General features: G+C 71.2%; 19 protein-coding genes and 1 pseudogene. 7 read left to right on the top strand and 13 right to left on the bottom strand.

Features of this window, described 5'->3' with window-relative positions:
• The 4 genes from ABD808_RS27435 to ABD808_RS27420 all read right to left on the bottom strand — a co-directional run bounded on the left by ABD808_RS27435 (nucleotide 1) and on the right by ABD808_RS27420 (nucleotide 7,185).
• Nucleotides 1-1,026, bottom strand: a complete 1,026-nt coding sequence (locus tag ABD808_RS27435) for an ABC transporter ATP-binding protein (RefSeq protein WP_344902214.1) — start codon at nucleotides 1,024-1,026, stop codon at nucleotides 1-3.
• Between the two features lie 28 nt (nucleotides 1,027-1,054).
• Entirely contained in the window at nucleotides 1,055-2,581 is a 1,527-nt protein-coding gene (locus ABD808_RS27430) for a GMC oxidoreductase (protein ID WP_344902211.1), read from the bottom strand.
• Entirely contained in the window at nucleotides 2,578-3,879 is a 1,302-nt protein-coding gene (locus ABD808_RS27425; RefSeq protein ID WP_344902207.1) for a condensation domain-containing protein, read from the bottom strand. Before ABD808_RS27425 ends, ABD808_RS27430 begins: the two co-directional genes overlap by 4 nt.
• A gap of 297 nt (nucleotides 3,880-4,176) precedes the next feature.
• Nucleotides 4,177-7,185, bottom strand: a complete 3,009-nt coding sequence (locus tag ABD808_RS27420; protein ID WP_344902205.1) for an AfsR/SARP family transcriptional regulator — start codon at nucleotides 7,183-7,185, stop codon at nucleotides 4,177-4,179.
• 281 nt (nucleotides 7,186-7,466) lie between these two features.
• Between ABD808_RS27420 and ABD808_RS27415 the strand changes: the two genes are divergently transcribed.
• The 7 genes and pseudogenes from ABD808_RS27415 (at nucleotide 7,467) to ABD808_RS27385 (ending at nucleotide 15,842) form a co-directional block, all read left to right on the top strand.
• Nucleotides 7,467-8,198 carry a response regulator transcription factor gene (locus ABD808_RS27415; protein WP_344902202.1) on the top strand — a complete coding sequence of 244 codons (732 nt, stop codon included), beginning with the start codon at nucleotides 7,467-7,469 and terminating at the stop codon, nucleotides 8,196-8,198.
• On the top strand, nucleotides 8,195-9,634 hold the full coding sequence (locus tag ABD808_RS27410) for a sensor histidine kinase (RefSeq protein WP_344902199.1): 1,440 nt from the start codon (nucleotides 8,195-8,197) through the stop codon (nucleotides 9,632-9,634). The genes ABD808_RS27415 and ABD808_RS27410 overlap by 4 nt, the downstream gene beginning before the upstream one ends.
• A 76-nt stretch (nucleotides 9,635-9,710) precedes the next feature.
• On the top strand, nucleotides 9,711-10,958 hold the full coding sequence (locus ABD808_RS27405) for a bifunctional glycosyltransferase family 2/GtrA family protein (RefSeq protein WP_344902196.1): 1,248 nt from the start codon (nucleotides 9,711-9,713) through the stop codon (nucleotides 10,956-10,958).
• Nucleotides 10,955-12,994 (top strand): glycosyltransferase family 39 protein, encoded by a 2,040-nt coding sequence (locus ABD808_RS27400; RefSeq protein ID WP_344902193.1) that lies wholly within the window; start codon nucleotides 10,955-10,957, stop codon nucleotides 12,992-12,994. Before ABD808_RS27405 ends, ABD808_RS27400 begins: the two co-directional genes overlap by 4 nt.
• Nucleotides 12,995-13,013: 19 nt before the next feature.
• Complete coding sequence (locus tag ABD808_RS27395) at nucleotides 13,014-15,020, top strand: ArnT family glycosyltransferase (RefSeq protein WP_344902190.1); 2,007 nt, start codon at nucleotides 13,014-13,016, stop codon at nucleotides 15,018-15,020.
• 374 nt (nucleotides 15,021-15,394) lie between these two features.
• A pseudogene (locus ABD808_RS27390) lies at nucleotides 15,395-15,674 on the top strand (DUF1062 domain-containing protein); the annotation flags it as partial.
• Nucleotides 15,621-15,842 (top strand): hypothetical protein, encoded by a 222-nt coding sequence (locus tag ABD808_RS27385; RefSeq protein WP_344903564.1) that lies wholly within the window; start codon nucleotides 15,621-15,623, stop codon nucleotides 15,840-15,842. The pseudogene ABD808_RS27390 and the gene ABD808_RS27385, both read left to right, overlap by 54 nt.
• Before the next feature lie 8 nt (nucleotides 15,843-15,850).
• On the opposite strand, the gene ABD808_RS27380 is transcribed toward ABD808_RS27385, so the two are convergent.
• The 9 genes from ABD808_RS27380 to ABD808_RS27340 all read right to left on the bottom strand — a co-directional run bounded on the left by ABD808_RS27380 (nucleotide 15,851) and on the right by ABD808_RS27340 (nucleotide 23,575).
• Nucleotides 15,851-17,182 carry a hypothetical protein gene (locus ABD808_RS27380; protein WP_344902187.1) on the bottom strand — a complete coding sequence of 444 codons (1,332 nt, stop codon included), beginning with the start codon at nucleotides 17,180-17,182 and terminating at the stop codon, nucleotides 15,851-15,853.
• Entirely contained in the window at nucleotides 17,163-17,600 is a 438-nt protein-coding gene (locus ABD808_RS27375; RefSeq protein ID WP_344902184.1) for a hypothetical protein, read from the bottom strand. The genes ABD808_RS27380 and ABD808_RS27375 overlap by 20 nt, the downstream gene beginning before the upstream one ends.
• On the bottom strand, nucleotides 17,597-18,715 hold the full coding sequence (locus ABD808_RS27370) for a molybdopterin-dependent oxidoreductase (protein WP_344902181.1): 1,119 nt from the start codon (nucleotides 18,713-18,715) through the stop codon (nucleotides 17,597-17,599). The genes ABD808_RS27375 and ABD808_RS27370 overlap by 4 nt, the downstream gene beginning before the upstream one ends.
• Complete coding sequence (locus tag ABD808_RS27365; protein WP_344902178.1) at nucleotides 18,688-19,314, bottom strand: SAM-dependent methyltransferase; 627 nt, start codon at nucleotides 19,312-19,314, stop codon at nucleotides 18,688-18,690. Before ABD808_RS27365 ends, ABD808_RS27370 begins: the two co-directional genes overlap by 28 nt.
• Complete coding sequence (locus ABD808_RS27360; RefSeq protein ID WP_344902175.1) at nucleotides 19,311-19,946, bottom strand: TIGR04282 family arsenosugar biosynthesis glycosyltransferase; 636 nt, start codon at nucleotides 19,944-19,946, stop codon at nucleotides 19,311-19,313. Before ABD808_RS27360 ends, ABD808_RS27365 begins: the two co-directional genes overlap by 4 nt.
• Complete coding sequence (locus ABD808_RS27355) at nucleotides 19,943-20,614, bottom strand: glycosyltransferase family 2 protein (RefSeq protein WP_344902172.1); 672 nt, start codon at nucleotides 20,612-20,614, stop codon at nucleotides 19,943-19,945. Before ABD808_RS27355 ends, ABD808_RS27360 begins: the two co-directional genes overlap by 4 nt.
• On the bottom strand, nucleotides 20,611-21,630 hold the full coding sequence (locus ABD808_RS27350; protein ID WP_344902169.1) for an NAD-dependent epimerase/dehydratase family protein: 1,020 nt from the start codon (nucleotides 21,628-21,630) through the stop codon (nucleotides 20,611-20,613). The genes ABD808_RS27355 and ABD808_RS27350 overlap by 4 nt, the downstream gene beginning before the upstream one ends.
• A 113-nt stretch (nucleotides 21,631-21,743) precedes the next feature.
• Nucleotides 21,744-22,862 carry a sensor histidine kinase gene (locus ABD808_RS27345; RefSeq protein ID WP_344902166.1) on the bottom strand — a complete coding sequence of 373 codons (1,119 nt, stop codon included), beginning with the start codon at nucleotides 22,860-22,862 and terminating at the stop codon, nucleotides 21,744-21,746.
• Nucleotides 22,859-23,575 (bottom strand): response regulator transcription factor, encoded by a 717-nt coding sequence (locus tag ABD808_RS27340; RefSeq protein WP_344902163.1) that lies wholly within the window; start codon nucleotides 23,573-23,575, stop codon nucleotides 22,859-22,861. The genes ABD808_RS27345 and ABD808_RS27340 overlap by 4 nt, the downstream gene beginning before the upstream one ends.
• Nucleotides 23,576-23,713: the final 138 nt, after the last annotated feature.

The raw sequence follows: 23,713 nt of genomic DNA, 5'->3' as shown, positions 1-23,713 counted from the left end.
TCACACCTCAAGTCCGCGGTCGCCGATGAGCGCGAGGTAGACGTCCTCCAGCGTGGGACGCATCGTCCGCACCGACGTCAGCCGGTGGTCGGCGAGCGTGCGCAGGACGTCCGGGAGGTGTTCCTCTCCCCGCACCCGGATCCGGGCGGACCCGGCGCCGGGCTCGACGGACGTCACGCCCGGCAGGGCCCGAACCGCGGCGAGCGCGACGGGGTCCGGGTCGTCGTCGATCTCCACTCCGTGCGCGCCCGCCGCGAGGTCGGCGAGGGCACGCGGAGAGCGGGTGTCGATCACCTTGCCGCCGCGGACGAAGCTGACCCGGTCGCACAGCTCCGCCGCCTCGGCCATGTTGTGCGTGGCGAGCACGATGGTGCGTCCCTCGCCGCGCAGTTCGCCGATGAGCGCCTGGAACTCGCGGGCCGCGACGGGGTCCATGCCCATCGTCGGCTCGTCCAGGAACAGGACGGGCGCGTCGGCGACCAGGCCGCGCGCCAGGTGCAGGCGTTGCCGCATGCCGCGCGAGTAGGTCTCCACCCGCCGGTCGGCGGTGCCGGACAGGCCGAGCCGGTCCAGCAGCTCCGCGCACCGGCGCCGCAGCGTCTTCGACGGGACGTGCTGCACGGCCGCCCAGAACTCCAGGTTCTGGCGTCCGGTCAGCCGCGTGTAGAGGCCCCGGTCGCCGCCGAAGACGACGCCGATCAGGGGGCGGACGGCGCGTGCCTCGGCAACGACGTCGTGCCCGCGGATTCGGGCGTGGCCGCCGGTGGGCAGCAGGACGGTGGAAAGGATCTTCACCAGCGTCGTCTTCCCGGCGCCGTTCGGGCCGAGCAGCCCGTGCACCTCGCCCCGCGGCACCCGCAACGACATGCCGTCGAGGGCTCGGACGGGGGTCGACTTGCGGCGGGTGAAGTCGCGGACCAGGTCGACCACGTCGAGCGCGGGCGGTGGTTCGTCGGTGGACGTCGGCAGTGCGCTTACAGCAGGTGCGCGTTCGATCAGGATTTCGGGCTCAGCAGTAATGGACACGGCAGGACGACTCCTTCGGAAAGGGGGATCAGACTGCGGCGAGTGCGCCCGCGCTCGCGGAGGTCGCGCTCGCGGAGGTCGCGGCGAGCGTCGCGGCCAGCCGTTTGGCGAGGGCGAGCGTGGTCAGGGTCGGGTTCGCGGCTCCCGTCCGGGGGAAGGCGGACGGCCCGGCGACATAGAGGCCCGGGATGTCGCGGAACTGGTGGTCGCCGTCCAGCAGGGTGCCGAGCGGCGTGGTGCCCGCGTCGTGCTGTTGCGATCCACGCGGGAGGGCGTACGGGAGTGGGCCCGCGTCGTGCGCGATGTGGTCGAACGCCGTGAGCCGATGCGCCGACCTCGGCGTGGCGTAGCCGGGGTCGAACGCCAGGGCGCGCGGGGGCAGATTCAGGTGCACGTGGAGTGTGCGCCAGATCCGGTGCAGTTCCGCTTGCTGCTCCTGGGCCAGCGCGCGGTCTTTCGGTCCTTCCGGGGTGGTCACCGTGGTCTGCCAGGGCCACCGGCCGGTCGGCAGGCATCGGACGCGGCCCGACTCGGCGCGGTGCTGCTCGCCCATGACGGACACGGTGATGAGGACCGCGCCCGCCGCGTTGAGCCGGATGTTCAGGAAGAGGTTCGAGCGCAGTCCGTCAGGGCACGGCGTGAACAGCAGCGCGCCTCGCCGGGCCAGCGACACGACCTCACCGGGCAGACGGTTCGCCGCGCAGGCGACGACGAAACCCTGGTCGACCTTGTCCACCAAGCCGGGCAGGGCCGGTTCGGTGAACCCGCCTGTCGCCGACAGCGCCTGGACGGCCAACCGTGCGTTCTCAATAGCACCGGCCGCGAGGACGACACGTCGGGCCGCCACATCCGTCTCCGTGCCGCCGCGGCGTACCCGGACACCGACCGCCCTGTCACCGTCCAGCAGGACGCCGACAGTGTGGCTGTCCGGATGGATGGGCGCGGGCGGCGAGCCGTGTCCGCGGTCGGTCGTCCAGTGATCGAGGGGCGTGTAGGCGCGCCACCGTCGCGGCAATCGGGGATGGCGGCGAATGGCCTTGGGCACTTCGGTGAACGTGTAGTCCCCGATTCGCAGGATCGGTCCTGCGGCGAAGCCTGTGGCGTCTGGTCCGGCCCACGCTGCGAGTTCGGCGTTGACCCGCTCGTACAGGCCGGGGCCGCCCTGCCAGGAGCCGACCAGGTCGTGGACGATCTCGGCGGGCCAGTCCGGGCCGGTGAGCGCCCATGGCTCGATCGGCAGCAGGATCCCGTGCCAGTACAGCGATCGTCCGCCGACTCGCCTGCGGAGCGCGGCCATCCCGGCGAACTCCGGGCCGCCGGTGGTCCAGGGCCGCCAGGTGTGGGGGTCGTGTTCGGGATGCAGCCAGCGGCGTTGGGCGTCGGCCTCGTCATGCGCCCATCTGTTGTGTGCCGCTCCGGCGTCCGGGCCGCTCTCCAGGACGGCGGTCCCGTCGCCCGCGCCCGCGCGGTCCAGCTCGGCCGCGACCGCGAGACCGGCCAGGCCGCCGCCGACGACCAGCGTGTCCACCGCGTCCGGCAGCGGGATCGCGCTCATCGCCGAGGCTCCGGGACGCGACCGTCCTCGGACAGGACGGTGCGAACGTGCGCGGTGAAACCGTCCGCCAGAACATGCAGGAAGCGCCGGACGCTCTCCACGTCCAGGTCGCCGGAGTCGCACATCATGCGGAACATGAACCCGCCCGAGACCAGCGGTACGACGAGCAACTCCACGTGCGTCATGCGCAGGTCGGCTCGCTTGTCGGCGAAGTCGGCGGCCCCGAGACCGTCCGCGGGGGCGGGGAAGAAGTTGACGACCAGCTGACGCTGGCCCGCCGCCTCCCACTCGGTGACTCCACGTCCGGCGCAGACGGTGCGCAGGTACTCCCACGGCGTGTGCTGGTGCGGCAGGACGCGACGCCACGCCGCCCGCACCTCCGCCACGGCGACGTCGAACCCGGCGAGGCCGGGACGGTTCAGGCGGATCGGCGTGGAGGTGGCGAGCCGCCCGAACGTCGCCGCCGCGTCCGGCACGCGGCCACTGTTGATCACTCGTAGCGTGACGTCGTCCTCCGCCGTGCCCGTGGCGATGGTGGCCGCGACCGACGCGACGGCCAGCGTGTACGGGGTGGCCTTGGCCCGCCGGGCCGCTGCCGCCAGGTCAGCGGCCGACATCGGGACGGGCACGCTGAGCCAGACCGTTCCGCCGACCTGGTCCGGTGCGGCGTCGTCGACACCCGGCAGCGGCGTGGACCCGCTCGGTGACGCCCCGCCCAAGTGCTCGTCCCAGAACGCGCGGGCCGTGGACACCGCGTCGACCGCGTCGACGTCGAATTCGGCGCGTTGCCGCACCACCCATTCCCGGTAGCGGCCAGCGCCCCGTTTCGCGGACGGTGCCACGCCCGTGCACAGTTCCTGACGCAGCAGGGCCAGGCTGAACATGTCCGCGATCATGAAGTCGAAGACGGCGAGCGCGCTCCGCGCCGGACGTCCCGCCGGGTCGCGATGGTCGATGATCGTCAGCTGCCACCGGGGGCGGCCCGAGGCGAACTCGACGTGCTTGTTCCGCGCCACGAACTCCGGGACGCCGCCGGGGCCGGAGCACCGCGCGTACCGGATCGGCAGCTCGATGGCGTCCGCGTAGCCGACCCCGGCGGGGTCCACCGCGACGATGCGGAGGCTGTGCTCGCGCCGTACCAGCCGGCCGAGCCTGCTGATCAGTTCGTCGTTCGAGACGTCCGAGGGGATCTCGAACGCGGTCCAGAGGCACTCGCGACCGCACGTCGCGGCGCTGCGCACGACTGACTCCTGCTGCCAGGACAGCGGTCCGCTGGCAAGCGCTGGGCTGGTCATCATGCTCCCTTCTGCCATTTCACCGGTCAACGGAACCGAGATTTCCGGACGCGGGCATTCATCGGCTATCTCCCGGCATTCCATTGCCGAAACCCGCCGGGATAGGGAAGGGATAGCGGCGAATTAATCGCGGGATCGCGTCATTCCTTACGTTATGCAGCAGATCGAAAAAGCCGCATGAAGGAGTTCGGAATGTCTGTCACGATCACCGCGTCCGCGCAGGTCATCGACGCTTCGTCGCGCATCGGAACGATGGATGTCGCGCTGTCGGGCAATGACCCGTGGGGCTGACCGGCGTGCTCAGCCGGTCGACAGTGAGGTCAGCAATTGACGGGCCGACCGCAACTCGGCCGTCATTCCACTATCCTGAAACGCCGCGATGCATTCCGTGACCAGGCTCTCGGCCTCGTCGCGGCGCCCCAGCCGGACGAAGGCGTGCGCCATGTCGAGCCGGACGAGCGCCGACCGGTCCGGATCCATGACCTGCTCCCACACCGCCAGCGACTGCCGCTGGTAGCGGGTGGCCGCCTGGTCGAGACCGAGGCCCGCGCTGACCTCGCCGAGGTCGCGCAGCACGTGTCCGGTGCCGATCACGTCCTGGTTCGCGCTGACGAGCATCAGGACGTCCTTCAGAACACGTTCGGCTTCCTGGAGTTCGCCACGGGCCATGAGCAGTTGCGCTATCCGCCACAGCGCGAGTGACTCGCCGCGCTGGTAGCCGACGGACCGGTACACGGCCAACGCCTCGTCGAGCCGGACGCGGGCGACCGCGAACTCCCCGCGCCGCACCCGGATGGGGGCGCTCTGGGTCAGCGCGCTCGCCCGGCCGACCACGTCGCCGCTGCGGTCGAAGGCGTCCACGGCCTGGTCGTAGAGCTTCAGTGCGCGGCCGTCGTGGCCCTGCACCCGCTGCGCGAAGGCGAGGTCGCGCAGGCACAGGCCGCGTCCCTCGGCGTCGTCGAGGTCGTCGAAGGTCGCGAGGGCGGCGGTCAGCGAGGTCTCCGCGTCGTCGAGGCGGCGCTGCGTGAGGTACAGAGTGCCGAGTGAGGCCAGCACCGCCGCCGTGCCCCGCTGGTTGCCCGCCCGCCGTACCGCCTTGAGCGCCAGGCGGTGCGTGCTCTCCCACTGCGGGAGGTGCCCTCTCGCCTCGAACACGGTGACGAGGCCCGTGGCCAGGTCCCAGCACAGCTCGTCCAGCTCGGCGTGGTAGGCCGCCTCGACCGCCGCGCACAGGTTGGGGAGTTCGGCGTCCAGCCACTTCAGCGGATCGGCGAGCAACCGGCGGACGTAGGGCTCGGGCGGATGCCACCGAGGTCCGGTGCCGTGCAGGACGAGATGGTCGCCGCCGTAGGCGCGCCGGTGCGCCTGCTCGACCAGGGACATCCAGCCGCCGATCATGCGTCGGGTCGCGTCGTGCTGCTCGGCCTCCGAACATTCGGCGAGCCGCTGCTCCCGGGCGAACATCCGGGTCGTCTCGTGGAACCGGTGCCGGAACTCGCCCGCCTCGTCGATGCCCACGACGTCGAGCATGTGCATGTCCACCAGCGGTTCCAGCGGGTCGGCGCGGAGCCCCGCCGGGTCGTCGAGCAGCGCGCCCGCCAGCCACCCGGGCAGCGTGGGCCCCTCGGTGAGGCTGAGCAGCCGCAGCAACCGGCGGTCGACCGGGGCGAGCCCGTCGTAGCCGACCGACAGGCTGGCCCGGACGGTCATGTGGCCGTGCGTCAGCTCGTCGAGATGGCGCCGCTCGTCACCGAGCCTGACCACCATCGAGGCCAGCGTCCAGTGGGGGCGTGCGGAGAGCCGGGCGGCGACGATGCGCAACGCGAGCGGCAGCCCGCCCACCGCGCGCACCAGGCTGACCGCGGCCGCGCGTTCGGCGGCCACCCGCTCCGGGCCGAGCACGCGGCTCAGCAGCTCACCGGCCGACTCCCCGTCGAGCGCCGCCAGCTCGATCAGGTGCGCGCCGGGCACGGCCGTCAGCCGGGCGCGGCTCGTGACGATCACGGCGCATCCCGACCCGCCGGGGATCAACGGGGTGATCTGCTCCTCGGCCGCCGCGTCGTCGAGGACGACGAGGACGCGGCGGTCGGCCAGCAACGTCCGGTACATCTCGGCGAGCTCGTCCAGGCGCTCCGGCAGTTGGAGCCCGGGAATGCCGAGGGCTAGCAGGAACCGTCTCAGCACCTCCTCAGGTCGCAGCTGGTCGGAGTGGGTGCCCCGGAGGTCGCAGTACAGCTGACCGTCGGGGAAGTGCCCGCCGCTCAGCCGGTGCGCGACATGGGTGGCCGTCGTGCTCTTGCCGACGCCGGGCCTGCCGACCAGGATCGCGACGCCGGGCGCGGGCCGCCGGGCGTCGTGCCGGACGGCGTTCTCGATCTCGGTGACGAAGTCGTCGCGTCCGACGAAGTCCCCGATGTCGGCGGGCAGCTGGTGCGGGACGTTGGCGGTCGTGGACGGTGAGGCCCGCGGAGTCGCGGCAGGCCGCGGCGGGGTGTCGACGTTGGCGCCGTTGCCGTTGCCGCTGTTGCCGTTGAGGTCGCCGTCGCGGGGCTTGAGGTGCAGTGCCGGATCACCGGTGAGGATGGACGATTCGAGCGCGCGTAACGAATCGCTGGGCGGCAGGCCCAGTTCGCGGTCGAGCACGTCGCGGCCGTCCCGGTAGACGGCGAGCGCCTCGGCCTGCCGGTCGGCCCGGTACAGGGCGAGCATCAGGTAGCCGCGCAGCCGTTCGCGGAGCGGGTGCTCGTCGACGAGCCCGACCAGTTCGCTGATGAGCCGGTGGTGGCGGCCGAGGTCGAGTTCCAGTTCCAGATAGGTCTCCACGGCGGCGAGCCGGTCCTCGTCCAGCGTCGACGCGCGGCGGGCGAGGGCGTCGCTGGAGATCCCGTCCAGGCAGGGGCCCCGCCACAGTGCCACGGCGGATCGCAGCGACTCGACGGCATCGGAACTCCGGCCGTCCCGGGCCAGGGTCTGGGCCCGCGCGACCCGGTGACGGAAGACCGCGAGGTCCGTGACGTCGGTGTCGGCGTTCAGCAGATAGCCGTGGTTCCGGGTGGTGATCCGGGCCGAGTCGCCGAGAGGAGCCAGTGTTTTGCGGATCCGGGAAACGCAGATCTGCACCTGCGTACGGGCCGTGCTCGGCGGGCTTTCGGCCCAGAGAATGTCCACCAGGGACGACGTGGACACGACGCGGTTGAGGTCCAGAAGGAGGGCGGCGAGCACCGTTTCCTGCCTGCCGGACGGGACGCGTAAGCGGCCGTCCTCCCCGTGGATCTCCAGGGGCCCGAGCAGTAGGAAGGGGACGGTCATCGCGTCGTCCCTGCTCCGGCTCAGGGTCAACGCGGGAGGCCCACCGGCGGGCACAGCATCAGCTAGGTGTCCCTTCTGGTAAACAGCCGATCCTCATAAGGCTCCGCCATGAGCCCCCGGTTGCTCGACCCAGCCTCCGGGTGGATCGGCGGTATAGCAGGCACTACCAATGGACCGATCCGATTCGGGGACCGTGGGGGTGGGGCGGAGTGAATCTTAGAGTTTCGTGAGAAGACCGCCGTGGTGGGTGGGGGGTGCGGCGTGGTGCTTACTGTGTGTGCATGGAGTCTTCCGCTCGGGGCGCGCGGATTCTGGTCGTGGACGACGAACCCGCCGTCCGCGAGTCCCTGGTCAGCAGCCTGGAGTTCGAGGGGTACCAGGTCAGCGATGCCGCGGACGGTGTGATGGCACTGGAGCGGGTCGGACGGGAACGCCCCGACCTGGTGGTTCTCGACGTTCTGATGCCGCGCATGGACGGTCTGACGACGTGCCGGCGGCTGCGCGCGCTCGGCGGGACCATGCCGGTGCTCATGCTCACCGCCCGCGACATGGTCGGTGACCGCGTCACGGGCCTGGACGCCGGTGCCGACGACTATCTCGCCAAGCCGTTCGAGCTGGCCGAGCTACTCGCCCGGGTTCGCGCCCTGTTGCGTCGTGCCTCGATGACCGTCCCGGGCGCGGGGGCAGGCGGGGGCGCGGGCGCGGAGGTTCTGGTTTTCGGCGATCTGTCGATGAACACCGTGACTCGGGAGGTTGTTCGCGCCGGTCGGGCCGTTGAACTCACGCGGACCGAGTACATGCTGCTTGAGCTGTTTCTGACGCATCCCCGGCAGGTCCTGACCCGGGAGCGGATCCTGGAGACCGTCTGGGGATTCGACTTCGAGCCCGCGTCCAACTCGCTGGACGTGTACGTGATGTACCTGCGGCGTAAGACGGAGGCGGGCGGGCTCTCGCGGTTGGTGCACACGGTTCGTGGCGTCGGGTACGTGTTGCGCGCGGCGGCGTCCACGTGACGCGGAGGGTGACGCTGCGCGCGCGGCTGGCGTTGCTCACCGCGACCGCCGTCGCGCTCGCGGTCGCGGCGTGCGCCACCGCCGGGTGGCTTCTCACCCGCGACCAGCTGTATCACGAGCTTGACCGGCGTCTCGGGGCGCTGTCCGCCGGGCCGCCCGGTGCACCCGGCGGCGGCCCTCCGCGCCGGTTGGCCGGGCAACTGGAGGAGGCGCTGGCGGCGTGTTCGCCCACCGCCACCGGGACCGGCACCGAACTCCGCCCGCCCGGACCCTACGAGATCATGCAGCTGGTCGACGCTGAGGGGCGGGCCTGCACCGTCCCCGGCGCCGGGTCCCTGAAGGTCACGGAGGAGGACGTCGCGGTCGCCCGTGGCGAGCGTGATCACGTCTACCACGACGGCACGGGTATGACGTCGTCCGGCGTCGAAGACCACGTTCGTGTTCTTACGCGCGAGTTCCGAACGCGGGACGGGACGCGGGCCGCGGTGTCCTACGCGATCTCCCTTGACGAGGTCGAAGGACCCTTGGGCAATCTGGCGTTGTTGCTGACCGCAGTCACGGCTCTTGGCGTTCTGGTGTCGGCGGCGGCGGGGTTGGTCGTCGCGCGGGCTTCGCTGCGTCCGGTGGACGAGTTGACCGGCGCCGTCGAGCACATCGCCCGTACCGAGGATCTCGGCACCCGAATCGGCGAGGACGGGACCGACGAGATCGCCCGGTTGAGCCGTTCCTTCAACAGCATGACCAGCGCGCTCGCCGCCTCCCGTGAGCGTCAGCGGCAGCTCATCGCCGACGCCGGGCATGAGCTGCGGACGCCGTTGACCAGCCTGCGCACCAACATCGACCTGCTGTTGCGCGCCGAGGCCACCGGCCGAGAACTGGACCCGGACGCCCGCCACAACCTGCTCGTCAGCGTCAAGGCGCAGATGCGGGAGCTGTCGAGCCTCGTCGGGGATCTTCTCGAGCTGGCCCGTCCGGACGAGCCCGGACCCGTGCACGAGGACGTCGCGTTCCACGACGTCGTCGACCGCGCCGTGGAACGCGCCCGGCTGCGCGGCCCGGGCCTGACCGTCGAGGCGACGATCGAGCCCTGGTATGTGCGGGGTGATCCGGCGTCGCTGGAGCGTGCCGTGGTGAATCTCGTCGACAACGCCGTGAAGTTCAGCCCGGCCGCCGGGGTCGTCACCGTTCGGCTCGTGGACGGGGAACTGACCGTCCGCGACCAGGGCCCCGGGATTCGGGCTGAAGACCTTCCACATGTCTTCGAGCGGTTCTGGCGGTCTCCCACCGCGCGCAGCCTGCCCGGTTCCGGGCTCGGGCTGTCGATCGTCGCGCGGGTCGTGGGCGAATGCGGAGGGCGTGTCGCGTTGGAACCCGCGCCCGGCGGGGGGACGCTCGCCCGCGTCCAGATGCCCGGGGCCCGCGAACTGGGGAACTGAGGCCCCGCGCCGGTTCTCATCCGGCGTTCATGCGCGTCTCACGGCCCTCCAACTCCCGGCGCCGAACCTCGGTCGCATGAGTCACCTTGCCACCGCACGCGGCACGCCCGCAGTGCCGCCCGGACGGGGCCGGTTCGTCGAGGTCGTCGTCCCGGTTCACAACGAGGAACGCGTCCTGACCGCGACCGTGGAACGGCTCCACGCCTATCTCGCCGGGACGTTTCCCTACCCGTTCCGGATCACCATCGCCGACAACGCCAGCACCGACGGCACCTGGTGGATCGCCGAGGAGCTGACGGCACGGCTTCCGCGCGTCCGCGCCGTCCGGCTTGAGGACAAGGGACGCGGCCGGGCGCTCCGCCATGTGTGGGGCGCGAGCGACGCCGACGTCGTCGCCTACATGGACGCCGACCTGTCCACCGATCTGGACGCCTTCCTGCCGCTGGTCGCGCCGCTGATCTCCGGACACAGCGATCTGGCCATCGGGTCGCGCCTCACCCGTGGGTCCGCCGTGGTGCGGGGGCCGCGCCGCGAGGTCGTCTCCCGCTGCTACAACCTGCTGCTGCGGACGACGCTCGCCGCCCGGTTCACCGACGCCCAGTGCGGCTTCAAGGCGGCCCGGACGGAGATCGTCCAGGCGCTGCTGCCCGGCGTCGAGGACGAGGAGTGGTTCTTCGACACCGAGCTGCTGCTGCTCGCCGAACGCAACGGGCTGCGCATTCACGAAGTCCCCGTCGACTGGGTGGACGATCCCGACAGCCGCGTCGACGTGCTGCGCACCGCGCGGGACGACCTGCGGGGGATGGCCCGTGTCGCGCGCCGCATGCTCACCGGCGCGTTCCGCGTGCCCGTCGGCGGACGTCCAGGACCGGGCGGCGGCGCTGCGCTGCCCGCCGGGATGGCGCGCCAACTGCCCGCCTTCGCCGTCATCGGTGCCGTCAGCACCCTCGCGCAGCTCGTTCTGTTCGTGCTGTTTCGCCTGGTCATGGGCCCGTTGTGGGCGAACGGGCTGTCCCTGGTGATCACCACGGTGGGGAACACCGCCGCCAACCGCCGCTTCACCTTCGGCGTCACCGGTGGCCGTCGCGCGCTGCGGCATCAGCTTGAGGGCGGCGCGGCGTTTCTGCTGGGTCTCGGCCTCAGCACCGGCGGGCTCGCCGTGCTGCACGCGGTGGCGCCTGGCGCCGGACGTGTCGTCGAGGTCGCCGCGCTCATCGCCGCGAACGCCGTCGCCACGCTGGTCCGGTTCCTGCTGATGCGCGCCTGGATCTTCCATCCGCGCCGTCTGGCGGGACGCTCCCCGGCCGAGAGGAACTCGTCATGACGTCCACGACCCTCAGCCCGTCCGCCGTGGCAGGACGTCCCGGCGCGCGGGGCCGTGTTCGGCGGCTGTTCCTCGGACCCGCCGACGATCCCCGCTGGGCACGGCCCGCGCTTTGGGGCGTGCTGGTCTGCGCGTGCGTTCTGTATTCGTGGGGGGTGACCAAGGCCGGGTACGCCAATTCCTACTACTCGGCGGCCGTCAAGAGCGGCACCGAGAGCTGGAAGGCGTTCTTCTTCGGCTCACTTGACGCCGGTTCGTACATCACCGTCGACAAGCCGCCGATGGCGCTGTGGGCGATGGGCCTGTCCGCGCGGGTTTTCGGATTCTCCACCTGGAGCCTGCTGTTGCCGCAGGTCATCGAGGGCGTCGCCGCCGTCGCGGTGCTGTACGCCACGGTGCGGCGCGCGTTCGGGCACGCCGCCGCTGTCGTGGCCGCCGCCGTTCTCGCCCTCACTCCGATCACCGTCGCGATCAACCGCGACAACAACCCGGACACTCTGCTCGTTCTGCTGCTGGTCGCCGCCGCCTGGGCCTGCCAGCGGGCACTCGACAGCGGACGGCTCCGTCCCCTGCTGCTCGCCGCGTTCCTCGTGGGCTGCGGCTTCAACACGAAGATGTTGCAGGCGTACCTCGTGGTTCCGGCGTTCGCGGTGGCCTACCTGATCGCGGCCCGGCCGTCGTTCGCGCGGCGGGTCGGGCATCTGGTCGCCGCCGGTGCCGTCCTCGCCGTGTCGTCGTTCTGGTGGATGCTGGTCGTGGACGCGATCCCCGCCCGTTCACGCCCCTACATCGGCGGGAGCACGGACGGCACCGCCTGGGATCTGGTCGTCGGCTACAACGGCTTCGGCCGCATCTTCGGCGAGAACAACGGACCCGGTGGGGGACGCGGCCCGGGAGGCGGCGGCGGATTCGGCGGGCAGCCGGGCGCCGGACGGCTGTTCAACGACATCCTCGGCGGCCAGATCTCCTGGCTCGTCCCGTTCGCCGTCATCGCTCTCGTCGCCGGGCTGATCCTGCTACGGAGCCGACCCCGCACCGACACGGCCCGCGCCGGGCTGTTGCTGTGGGGCGGCTGGCTCGCCGTCCACTACGTCGTGTTCAGCTTCGCCCAGGGGACCTTCCATCCCTACTACTCCACCGCCATGGCCCCTGCCATTGGTGCGCTCACCGGCGCCGGAGCCGTGTTGCTGGTCGAGGCGTCCCGGCGTCCAGCAGGCTGGGCGTTCATGCTGCCCGCCGGGGTCGCCGTCACAGGGGTGTGGGCGTTCGTCCTGCTGAACCGGGTCCCGTCCTGGCATCCGTGGCTGAGGTGGGTCGTGGCGGTCGGGACCGTCCTCGCCGTCGCCGCGCTCCTGGGCGGACGGTTCGTCAACCAGCGCGTCACCGTCGCGGGACTGGCCCTCGCCACCATGGCCGCGCTCGTCGGGCCCGGCGCCTATGCCGTCTCGGCCGCGTCCACCACGTCCAACGGCAGCAACCCCCTCGCCGGACCATCGTCCGGCAACGGCTTCGGCGGCCCGCCCGGGTTCGGTCCGGGCGGCGGACGCGGCGCGTTCGGACGTGGCACGCCTCCCGGCCTGCCGCCAAACGCCCGTGGCGGCACGCCCGACGGCCCGAACGGACAAGCGCAACGCCCCGGCAGCCCGGCTCGCCCCGGCGGTTCGGCCGGACCCGGCGGGCCCGGCGGCGGAGTCGACTCCGGAATGGTCAGCTATCTGAAGCGGAACCAGGGCCGCGCCATCTGGCTCGTCGCGGTCTCCAGCGCCCAGGAGGCGTCCTCGCTGATCTTGCAGACCGGACGTCCCGTCATCGCCATGGGCGGCTTCACCGGAAGCGACCCCGCCATGACCACAGCGAAACTCCAGCGCTACGTCTCCGAGGGCAAGCTCCGCTACATCCTGCTCGGCGGCCGCATGGGGCCGGGCGGCGCCACTCGCAACGACGTGACCGCCTGGGTCCAGAAGCACGGGACCCTCGTCGCCGCGAGCGAATACGGCGCGTCCACCGACTCCGCCCAGCTGTACCGGCTCGGCTGACCCGCGGAAGAAGGACCAGATGACCTCCACCAGCCACCCCGCCCCTCCCGCGACTCAGGCTCCGCGCGGGTGGGGCGGCCTTCCCCGGATGCTGCTGCGCGGCCCCGCCGCCGATCCGGCCTGGGCCCGTCCCGCGCTGCTGGCCTTGCTGGCCGCGACCGGCGTCCTCTACCTGTGGGGATTGGGCGCGTCCGGTTGGGCGAACGCGTTCTACTCCGCGGCCGTCCAGGCGGGCGCCACCAGCTGGAAGGCGTTCTTCTTCGGGTCGTCCGACGCCGCGAACGCGATCACCGTCGACAAGCCGCCCGCCGCGCTGTGGCCGATGGCGCTGACCGCCCGCGTCTTCGGCGTCAACGCTTGGAGCGTCCTCGTCCCGCAGGCGCTCATGGGGGTCGCGACCGTCGGCGTCCTGCACGCGACCGTCCGACGCCGCCTCCCCGCCTGGGCCGCCCTCCTCGCGGGCGCCGCGCTCGCCCTGACTCCCGTCGCCGCGCTGATGTTCCGGTTCAACAACCCGGACGCGCTGCTGGTGCTGCTGCTCACCCTTGCCGCCTACGGGACGGTCCGCGCCCAGGAGACGGCCGCGACCCGCTGGCTGCTGTTCGCCGCCGCCTGCGTCGGGACGGGATTCCTGGCCAAGATGCTCCAGGCGTTCCTGGTCGTCCCGGTGTTCGGGATCGTCTACCTTGTCACGGCACCGGGGTCCGTGCGGCGCCGCCTGTGGCAACTGGCCGCTGCCGCAGGAGTGCTGCTGGTGTCGGCCGGATGGTGGGTCGCCGTTGTCGCACTGGTTCCCGCCTCGTCTCGCCCCTACATCGGCGGGTCGCAGCACAACTCCGTCCTGGAACTGGCGCTCGGCTACAACGGCATCGGACGTCTCAACGGCGACGAGACCGGCGGCCTCGGCAACCTCGACCAGGACGTCGGCGTGACCCGCATGTTCGGCCCCGTCATCGGCGGCCAGATCTCCTGGCTGCTACCCGCTGCCCTGATCCTCCTGGTCAGCGGTCTCTGGGCGACCCGCCGCGCGCCCCGCACCGACCCGACCCGAGCCGCGCTGCTGCTGTGGGGCGGATGGCTCCTGCTCACCGCCGCGACCTTCAGCCTCATGCGGGGGATCTTCCACGAGTACTACACCGTCGCGCTGGCCCCGGCGATCGCCGCCCTGACCGGCATGGGCGCCGCACTCCTGTGGGAACGACGCCGCAACGCCGCGGTCATGTCGGCCACCGTCGCGACAACGGCCATCTGGGCATACGTGCTGCTGGACCGATCCCCCGACTGGCACCCGTGGCTGGCCCCAACGATCGCCTGCACCGGCCTCTTGGCAGCACTCGGCCTCGCGACGACTCGTGGCCGCTTCCTGGCCGCGACGATTGTCCTAGCGCTGCTGGCATCCCTCGCCGGACCCGCCGCCTACGCGCTGGAAACCGCGCGAACCCCGCACACCGGCGCCATCGTCACCGCCGGACCAGCGGCGTCCCGCGGCCCCGGCCCTGGGCGTGGCCCTGGGCGTGGCCCTGGGCGCGCCGGGCCCGGACGCGGGAACCGACCCTCGGGCGCGGCAATGCCCCAGCGCCCGGGGCGGCCCAATGGACCTCGGTTCCAGGGGCCGGGTGGCCGTGGGCCTGGTGGCGGTGGCCCGGGTGGTCTGCTGGACGCCGGTACGCCCAGCGCAGCCGTCACAACCGCGCTCAGGGCGAACTCCGCGTCCTTCACCTGGGTCGCGGCGGCGGTCGGATCCAACACGGCCGCCGGGTTGCAACTTGCCACCGGGAAACCGGTGATGGCCGTCGGTGGGTTCAACGGGACCGACCCGGCCCCCACGCTCACCGAATTTCAGAGCCTCGTTCGCCAGCACCGGATCCACTACTTCGTCGGGACGGGAGGCGGCATGCCGGGCGGCGGGCGGGCGACGAGTGGTAGCGACGCCGCACAGCTCATCAGCGCCTGGGTCGCCGCGAACTTCACCGCCACGACCGTCGGCGGCACCGTCCTGTACGACCTGACCCCCGGCGCCCACTGAGACCGCGAGTGGCCCGGCCGTCATCCGTAGCTCGGCCCCCGGCGCGTCCAGGCCGACGGTGCCACGAAGTGGCCTTCGCCTCGAACGCTTCAATCGTCAACTTGCCCGCGACCTCCTCTGCGAGTCCGGAAATCTGTTTGAGTCTTCCCTTGGCGTTCGCGTAGGTTGACGGCGGCCCATTGCCGTGAAGACAGAGGACAAGACCGCGTGACCCCGCCTGCTCTTTAGACCTGACACCTTCCACTCACCTTCAGGCCGACTCTCCCGTCGGCTCTGCCGGGCTGCCCGCGCGCGCCCGGTCATTCAGCGTTTGAGGCCGCGCGTAATCGGCCTCGTGTCAGGTCAGAGAGCTCATGTCTTCACAACCCCATATCGTGCTGTCCTGGGTCATTCGTCGGACCAGGCTGCCTCTGCTGTCGCTGCGGTGCGTCGACTGCCTGGCGGAATCGGCCACCAGCGCCAAGGGCAGGTTCCGCGTCAACGGCAACGGCAAGCTGCTGGACCTGTGGCTGTTGGTCCGCTGCGTGTCCTGCGACCGGACGCACAAACTCACCGTGCACGAACGAAAGCCGGTCGGATCCTTCGACCCGGCCAAGCTGGATGGTTATCACACCAACGACCCGGAGCTGGTGGCGTCCACCCTCCTGGGTCGTCGCCTACTCGGCCAAGATCAGCAGCAGCAGAGCCGCCGGTCCCGTCGCCCGAGTATTCCGCGACCTGATGATGCCGATCTTTCTCAAGAAGTCGGCCAGCGCCGAGTCCCTCGCCTGGATGTACCGCCACCACGTCGACTGGGACGAGCCCGTCCCCCAAGCCGCATGACCGCCGTTCTACCAGGGGGAAAGGACGAGTGCCTGGATCGCCAGGGTCAGCGCTGCCTGGGCGGCCAGCCATCGGCGGGCCGGGGGAGCGTGTGCGGCTGTGGCGAGGACGATCCATGCCGCGTAGGGGATCCAGATGCGTTCCACCTCACCCCTCGTCACGCCGGACACGTCGAGCGCGACAACGCCTGCCAGGGCCGCTCCCACCAGCCAGGTCAGAGGGCTTCGTCGGGAGAACATCGTTGGTAGGGCGTGGGCCGTTGCGGGGCCGATCTGGAGGGCCAGGACGGCGAAGTTGGCGATGACGAAGTACGTGTACGAGCGTTGGGCTGATCCTCGGCTGATCAGGTAGGTCTCGTGGGTGGCGGCGACGCCGTCCGGCCACCAGAAGCCTCCGGCGGTGAAGGCCAACGGGACGATTGCGGCGCAGCAGAGGAGGACGGTCAGCACGCGGCGGCTTGGGCGTGTCAGGACGACGACCGCGAGCGGCACGGCGAGCAGGGAGAGGAGGCCGTAGCTGAGGTACGGCAGGGTGCCGAGTAGTAGTCCGGCACCTGCGGCAGCGGGCAGGTTGGTGCGTTTGGACGCGATGGCGGTGAGCGCGGTGGCCCAGGCTCCGACGCCGAGGAAGAAGGCGTCCATCGACGTGGCGATCCAGAGGGTGAGCGGCGCCAGGATCAGGAAGGGCAGGGCACGGCGGGCGAGTGTTTCTCCGGCGATGTGGCGAACGGTGATGGCGATGGCCACGATGGCGGACGTCCCGGCCGCGATGATGAGCGCGGAGGACCAAGCGGTGCCGTGTAGGCCGGTCTCGTCCAGGGCCCACAGCATGAGAGTGGGAAGGGGCGGGTGGCCACGGACGTGAGTTGTGTAGCCGCCCAGTCGTTCGGTGAAGGTGCGGAGCCATTGCGCGGGGCCGTCCGCTTGGATGGCGGCGATGCCTACCGGGTATTCGGTGGGGGCGTCTAGTGGACGGTGAATGGCGTCCAGTCCGTCGGTCATGGCTAGGGCGACGGTCCATAGGACGGCTGCGATCCAGGATGCAGGTAGGAGCCGCCGCCAGGAGAGCCGTTGGGTGAGGGATGGCAGTACGGCCGCCAAGGCTGCGCCCAGGCAGGCGGTGGGGACGATCTGCCAGGTGAGTAGTCGGGTTGAGGCGTGCAGTGGGGGCAAGTCGTCTTCGGTGGCGAGTCCGATCTTTTTGAGGTGGTCGCCGACGATGAACACGCCTGCTAGGAGCAGGGCCCATATCGCGACCGCGATCCATCCGTACAGGCGGGCTTTGCTTCGGCGGACGGGCCCGAGGCGCGGCCGTTGCCGCTCAAGCTCTCCGGTCGTCATCGGAACCCTTCCGCCCGGTTCTTGCGTGAGTTCGGTAATGCCACACGGCGACGCACGCGGCGACCAGGTAGATGGCCGCCAAGACGAGGAGCAGGTTGCGGACGTAGGGCAGAGGCAGAATGGACGGGTTGTCCGCGCGCTTCCCCTTCCCCAGCACGAATGGCAACGCCACCAACGTCACTATCGCGCTCACCATGAGTGTGCGTTGCACATAGGGCCGGTAGGGGCGAGGCAGGCGCGTGGTGGCCAAGCCTGCGAGCAGCACGCAGGGAGCGATTATCGCGTCGTGGAAGAGGGCCGCTCCCACGAACCACGAAGCCCAGTCCACGAGGTTGAGGTCGGGTTCGCTGACCAGGCCCCCTATTCCGAAGGCGAGGAGTGCTCCGCCGAACGTGTAGCCCACGACTCGCTTCCTCATGCGACCACCACTTTGTGGACCCATTTGGTCTGCAAAACCCCGGGCCGGTTCGGTGCGATAAGGCGGCAGGGGAAGCCGTGGTCGAGATCGAGCGGAGAACCGTTCACCTTGAGCGCGAGAAGGGTGAGTTCGTCGTGCCAGTGCGAATGGTCGACCCAGGACGTTGTGTAAACGCCGACACGTTCCAGGGATTCGATCCGTACCCGCGCGTCTTGACGAACCCCGGCCGTGTTGAGGAGGTCGCGCAGCCGTATCCCTTCCCAGGTGGCGCCCGCGCTCCAGCCCTCCACGCACGTGATCGGCAGTCGAACCGTGTGGGACGGGAGCCCGTTCAGGTCGTCCAGGGAAAACGACAGTTCTCGTTCGACGCGGCCTGTGACGACGAGCCGGTAGCCGGGGTCGTGGGCGATGGTCGTGGTGATGCCCGCCGCGTAGGCGGACCTGTTCACCGGTAGGTCCTGGGGGCCGACGCCGGGGCGTCTCGGCGCGAGGACCGCGAGTTTGGCGAGAGGAGAGAAGGCTTCTCCCACCGTGGTCAGCACGACCACGCCGCTGGTGGCCGCGACGGTCAGCAGGAATCCGCGCCGCCGTAGGTCGTCCTCTGGACGTGTCATGACCGTGTGTCGCGCCTTGGCCCATTTGTTGGTCACGTGTATGACCAGGGCCCCGTAGAGGAGGTAGGCCGTCCAATAGTGCGCGGTGGGGAAGAAGAACGGGAACGCGTACCAATAGGCGATGTTGAGCAGCCCCGTGCCCACCTGGAAAAGGGCGGCCCCGACCAGGACGAAGACCAGAGCCCGCTCGATCGCGTGCCCTGCGGACCGTATCGGCGGCCATCGCCACAGCCTGGGATAGACCGTCCACAGTTTGGCGAGTAGGAAAGGGATCGTCGCGAGCCCACAGATCACGTGCAGACCCTGGGTGACCCGGTAGAGGTTCACCGGATGCGACGGCCACACCATCCAGCCCGCCGGATGTTGCATGAAGTGGCTGATCAGGCCGGTGACGAACGTCGTGGTGAACGACAGGCCGAGCATGATGCCGAGCCAGGCCGCGACCCGTTCGTCGTGCAGGCGGCTGGTGAACCTCAGCGGGGGGTGAGGGACGCGAACCATCGGCCCGCCTCCTCCCAGACCTCGGTCACCTCGGCGCCGTCGCGGGCGGCGAGTCCGGCGATGTCGTCGGCCGACACCCGGGCCCACGGGAACCAGTCGCCGACGACGCCGCCGGTGCGCAGCCTGAGCCGTTCGGCGTGCGAGCGGGTGCCGGGTTCCATGACCTCCACCAGTACCCGGCCGCCGCGCGCCAGCAGGCCGAAGGACCTGCGCAGGAGGGTGGACGGGTCGCCGCCGATGCCGATGTTGCCGTCGGCGAGCAGGACGGTCGTCCAGACCCCGGCGCCGGGCACCCGGCCGAACACGTCCCGGACCAGCGCGGGCCCGCCGGACGCCACGGTGAGCGCCACCGCGTACGGCGCGACGTCGATGCCGAGGGCGAGCAGCCCGCGTTCGGTCAGCGCCACGGTCAGCCTGCCGGGGCCGGAGCCGACGTCCAGCGTCGGACCGGCGCACCGGTCGAGCAGGCCGGTGTCGCCGGGACGCAGCGACATCCATTCCGCGAGGGGGAGGGGCGTGCGGCGGCCCGTTCCGTCCTCGATCTCGATGTCGGCGCCGTCGCGCCTTTCGAGGGCGCGTTCGTACAGTTCGCCGATCACGGCGTTCTCACTCGTTCGTGGGCCCTGACCGCAGCGGCGAAGCGGCCGTGGGGCGCGGACGCGGCGACCTTGGCGGCGTCGGAAGCGGTGTCCACATCGGTGAGGCGGGGCAGCATGGCGACGGTCAGGCCCGCCATCAGCAGGCGGTCGAGCTGGGCCCTTCCCGTGTCGGGACACGACATCGGCACACCGCGCAGCAGTGCGGCGTTGGGGAGGGTCAGGCCGAGCAGCCAGAAGCCGCCGTCCTCCGCCGGGCCGAACACCGCGTCGTAGTGTTCCAACGCCTGCCCGGCTTCTTGTAGGAGGGCGGGCGTGACCTGCGGGGTGTCCATGCCGATCAGGACGACGGGTCGTCCCGCGTAGGCGTCGTCGAAGGCGTGCGCGAGCCGTTCGTCCAGGCCGTCGCCGCGTTGCGGGATCACCCGGACGCCGGGTGGCAGCCACGGCCCCGGCCTGCCGCGCAGCGCGAGGAGCCGGGCCGTAGCCGGGGTGCGCGTGACGGTGGCGAGCGTGTCGGCTAGGGCCGCCTCCGCCAGTTCGGCGGCCTGCTCTGGCGTGTACGCAGGGGTGAGTCGCGTTTTGACCCGTCCCGGTACGGGTTCCTTGGCGATGACGACCAGGTCGGCGTTCACTGGGCCGCCTCGGCAAGCACGCGGCGCATGTCGCGGACCGCCCGGACGGTGCCGCCTACAGTGCCCGTCACTTTGGACCGGCCCCGGCGTGGACGGTACGTCACGTCGACCTCCGCGACCGTCCACCCGGCGGCGGCGGCCTTCAGGACCATCTCCAGCGGGTAGCCGAAACGGCGATCCTCCAACGCCAAGTCCAGGAGCCGGGTTCGCCGGACGGCACGCATGGGACCGAGGTCGCGCAGGACCGTACCGGCCTTCCCGTTGAGCGAACGCGCCAGGACCGCGTTGCCCAAGCGAGCGTGCAACGGCCAGGCGCCCCGTCCCGATGGGCGTCGCCTGCCCAGCACCAGGCCCGGCCCTTGCCCGTACGTCCCCAGGGTCGTTGTGACGCGGGGCAGTTCAACGGGGTCTAGGGAGGCGTCGGCGTCCATGAAGCACACCACGTCCGCCGAGGCCGCGAGGAGGCCCGCATGGCAGGCGGCACCGAAACCGCGCTGCGGTGCGTCCACTACAGCCGCGCCGTTATCCCGGGCGATTTCCGCCGAGTGGTCGGTGGACGCGTTGTCGACCACGATGGGTCGGAAGCCGTCCGGCATGCGTGCCAGCACCCAGGGCAGTGCCTCCGCCTCGTTCAGGCAGGGCAGGATGACGTCGACCACGGCGTTCACCGCGAAACGCTCACGGTCGCTCCGGCGAACTCCGCCATGCCCGTCGTGAAGGGCACTCGCGCCGTGTAGCCGAGTTCGCTCCGCGCGCGCTCTGGGCTCGCCACGATATGGCGCACGTCGCCTAGGCGATAGCCACCGGTCACCTGCGGTTCGGGGCCGCCGTACACCTCGGCCAAGGCGTGCGCCATCTCGGCTATGGAACGTGGGGTGCCACTGGCGATGTTGTACGCCCGCAGCCTGCTCCGACCCCTGTCGAGCGCTTCGAGCGCTTCGAGCGCGAGAACGTTCGCGTGGGCCACGTCCCTGACGTGGACGAAGTCACGTCGCTGTTGGCCGTCCTCGAACACCAGCGGCGGTTCCCCACGCTCCAACCGTGAGCGGAACAGCGCGGCCACTCCCGCGTAGGGCGTGTCCAGCGGCATACGCGGGCCGTACACGTTGTGGTAGCGCAATGCCGTGACGCTGGCGCCGGTCATGCGCGCCCAGGACGCGGCCAGGTGTTCCTGGGCCACCTTGGTGTCGGCGTAGACGTTGCGTGGGTCGAGAGCCGTCTCCTCCTGGACGACCCCAGGCGTCAGCGGGTTTCCGCACACAGGGCACGGTGGCTCGTAGGAGCCCGCCCGCAAATCCCGCTCCGACCGTGGGCCCGGACTGACGGGCCCGTGGGCGTCGCAGGAGTAGGCGCCCTCGCCGTACACGACCATCGACGACGCCAATACGAGCCGCCGCACCCCGGAACGGGCCATCTCGGCGAGCAGCACCGCCGTGCCTCGCACGTTCACGTCCGCGTAGGCCGGGAGGTCGAACACGTCCACACCGAGGCCGACCATCGCCGCCTGGTGGCAGACCGCGTCCACACCGCGCAGGCGACGCGCCACCGTATCCGCGTCCCGTACGTCTCCGGCGTCCTCGCCCCCGCGCGTATCGAGTTCGCGCACCTCGTGCCCGGCGGCCGCGAGAGCCTCCGCGATGTGCGAGCCGATGAATCCGGCCGAACCTGTGAGCAGTACTCGCATGCCACGAACGTAGGGTCGCGGACGCGCGGAGAGGCGCTCCGCGCCCGTCCCGTACGAACCTCGTAAGATTTTCCGGGCAAGTCTTTCCAGCGCCGGGGACCAGGGACGACGGGTCAGGTGGCGCCGAGAGGGAGCGTCACCTCGAAGCAGCAGCCCGGGCCGGTGTTCGCGACGCCGATTCGGCCCGCGTGCGCCTCCACGATCCCGCGCGCGATGGCGAGGCCGAGGCCCGCGCCGCCGCCGGGAGTCCGTGCCGCCTCGCCCCGGAACGCGACGTCGAACACGCGGGGCAGGTCGCCCTCCGGGATGCCGCCGCACGCGTCCGCGACCGTCACCCGGGCCTCGCCGTCGCCGACGTCCGCGATGACCTCCACCGTGCCGTCCGCCGGGGTGTGCCTGATGGCGTTCACGACGAGGTTGCGCAGCGCCCGTCCCAGCTCGCCGCTGTCCACCTGGACGGGCGAGCCCTGCCGGACGTCGCCGCGCAGCCGGACGCCCTTCGCCCTCGCCAGCGCCTCCACCCCCACGACCGCCTCTTCGACCAGCTCCGCCAGCCCGACGCGCTCGCGCGACAGCCGCAGCGCGCCCGCGTGGATCCGGGACAGCTCGAACAGGTCGTCCACCATCCCGGTGAGCCGTTCCGCCTCGATCCGGATCCGGCCGTGGTAGCGGTGCACGGTCTCCGCGTCGGCGACGACGCCGTCCTCCAATGCCTCCGCCATCGCGCGCAGCCCGGCCAGCGGGGTGCGCAGGTCGTGGCTCATCCACGCGACCAGCTCCCGGCGGCTGGCCTCCAGCGCCTGCTCGCGTTCGTGCGCGGCGCCGAGCCGCCGGTACGCCGCGTCCAGTTCCCGCGACAGCTCGGCCAACTCGGCGGGCAGGCGCGCCGCCGGGGGCGCGAACTGGTCGGCCCGGACGGCGTCGACCAGCGTCCGGTTCGCGGCGACGAGCCGCCGTCCGAGCAGCACCGACACCGCCATCGCGACGATCCCGGCGGCCGTCACCACGGCCAGCACCACCGACCGGTCATGATCGTTCAGGATCATCATCAGGGAGATCACGATGATGCCGGAGGTCGTCGCCAGCACCGTCGCCGCGCCCACGACGACCAGCTGCGTCGCCACCGAACGGGCCCGCAGGAGGTGCAGCAGGCCGAGCGCCACGCCCGCCACGACCAGCGCCGCGAGGACGGCGTAGAACGCGACCCACAGCAGGTCCTCGAAGGGGATCACGCGTCCTCCTCCTCGGCGGCGGGCTCGTAACGGTAGCCGACGCCCCAGACCGTGACGAGGCGGTCGGGCGCGGTCGGGTCGTCCTCGATCTTCTCCCGGAGCCGCCGCACGTGGACGGTCACCGTGGACGAGTCGCCGAACGTCCAGTCCCACACGCGTTCGAGCAGCTCGTCGCGGGTGAACGCGCGGCGCGGGTGGCGGAGCAGGAACGCCAGCAGGTCGAACTCGCGGGCCGTCAGCGCCAGCCGCTCGCCGCGCAGCGACGCCTCGTGCGCGACGACGTCCACGACCAGGTCGCCGTCGCGGAGCGGCGCGGCGCCGGGCCCGGACGGGACGAGCGCCCCCCGCGCCCGCCGCAGCACCGAACGGACGCGCAACGCCAGCTCACGCGGGCTGAACGGCTTGGTCACGTAGTCGTCCGCCCCCGTCTCCAACCCGACGAGGCGGTCGGTCTCGGCGCCGAGCGCGGTGAGCATCACGATCGGAACAGTGGACGTCGCGCGCAACCGTCGGCACACCTCAAGGCCGTCCATCCCGGGCAGCATCAGGTCGAGCACGACCAGGTCGAACGGGGCGGCGACCGCCCGGCGCAGGGCCGTCGGGCCGTCCGCGACGCACTCGACCTCGTGCCCGTCGTGGACCAGGTAGCGGACGACGACCTCGGCGACCGTCGGGTCGTCGTCGATCACCAGGACGCGCCCTGTGTGTGTCATCGAGTATCTCTGCGGAGACCCCCGTCTTCAGGTGGGGGAGGCATCAGGCCCTTGCGGAGCAGGACGGGAACGGGCGATTCGCCGTCGAGCGAACCGCCGTCCACCACGCGAGAGCAAGACTTAACCGATCTTGCAGTA

Origin of the sequence: Actinomadura meridiana (assembly GCF_039537545.1) — a bacterium.
In the GTDB taxonomy this organism is placed as follows: Bacteria; Actinomycetota; Actinomycetes; order Streptosporangiales; family Streptosporangiaceae; genus Spirillospora; species Spirillospora meridiana.
This window is presented reverse-complemented; position numbering and strand designations above follow the sequence as displayed.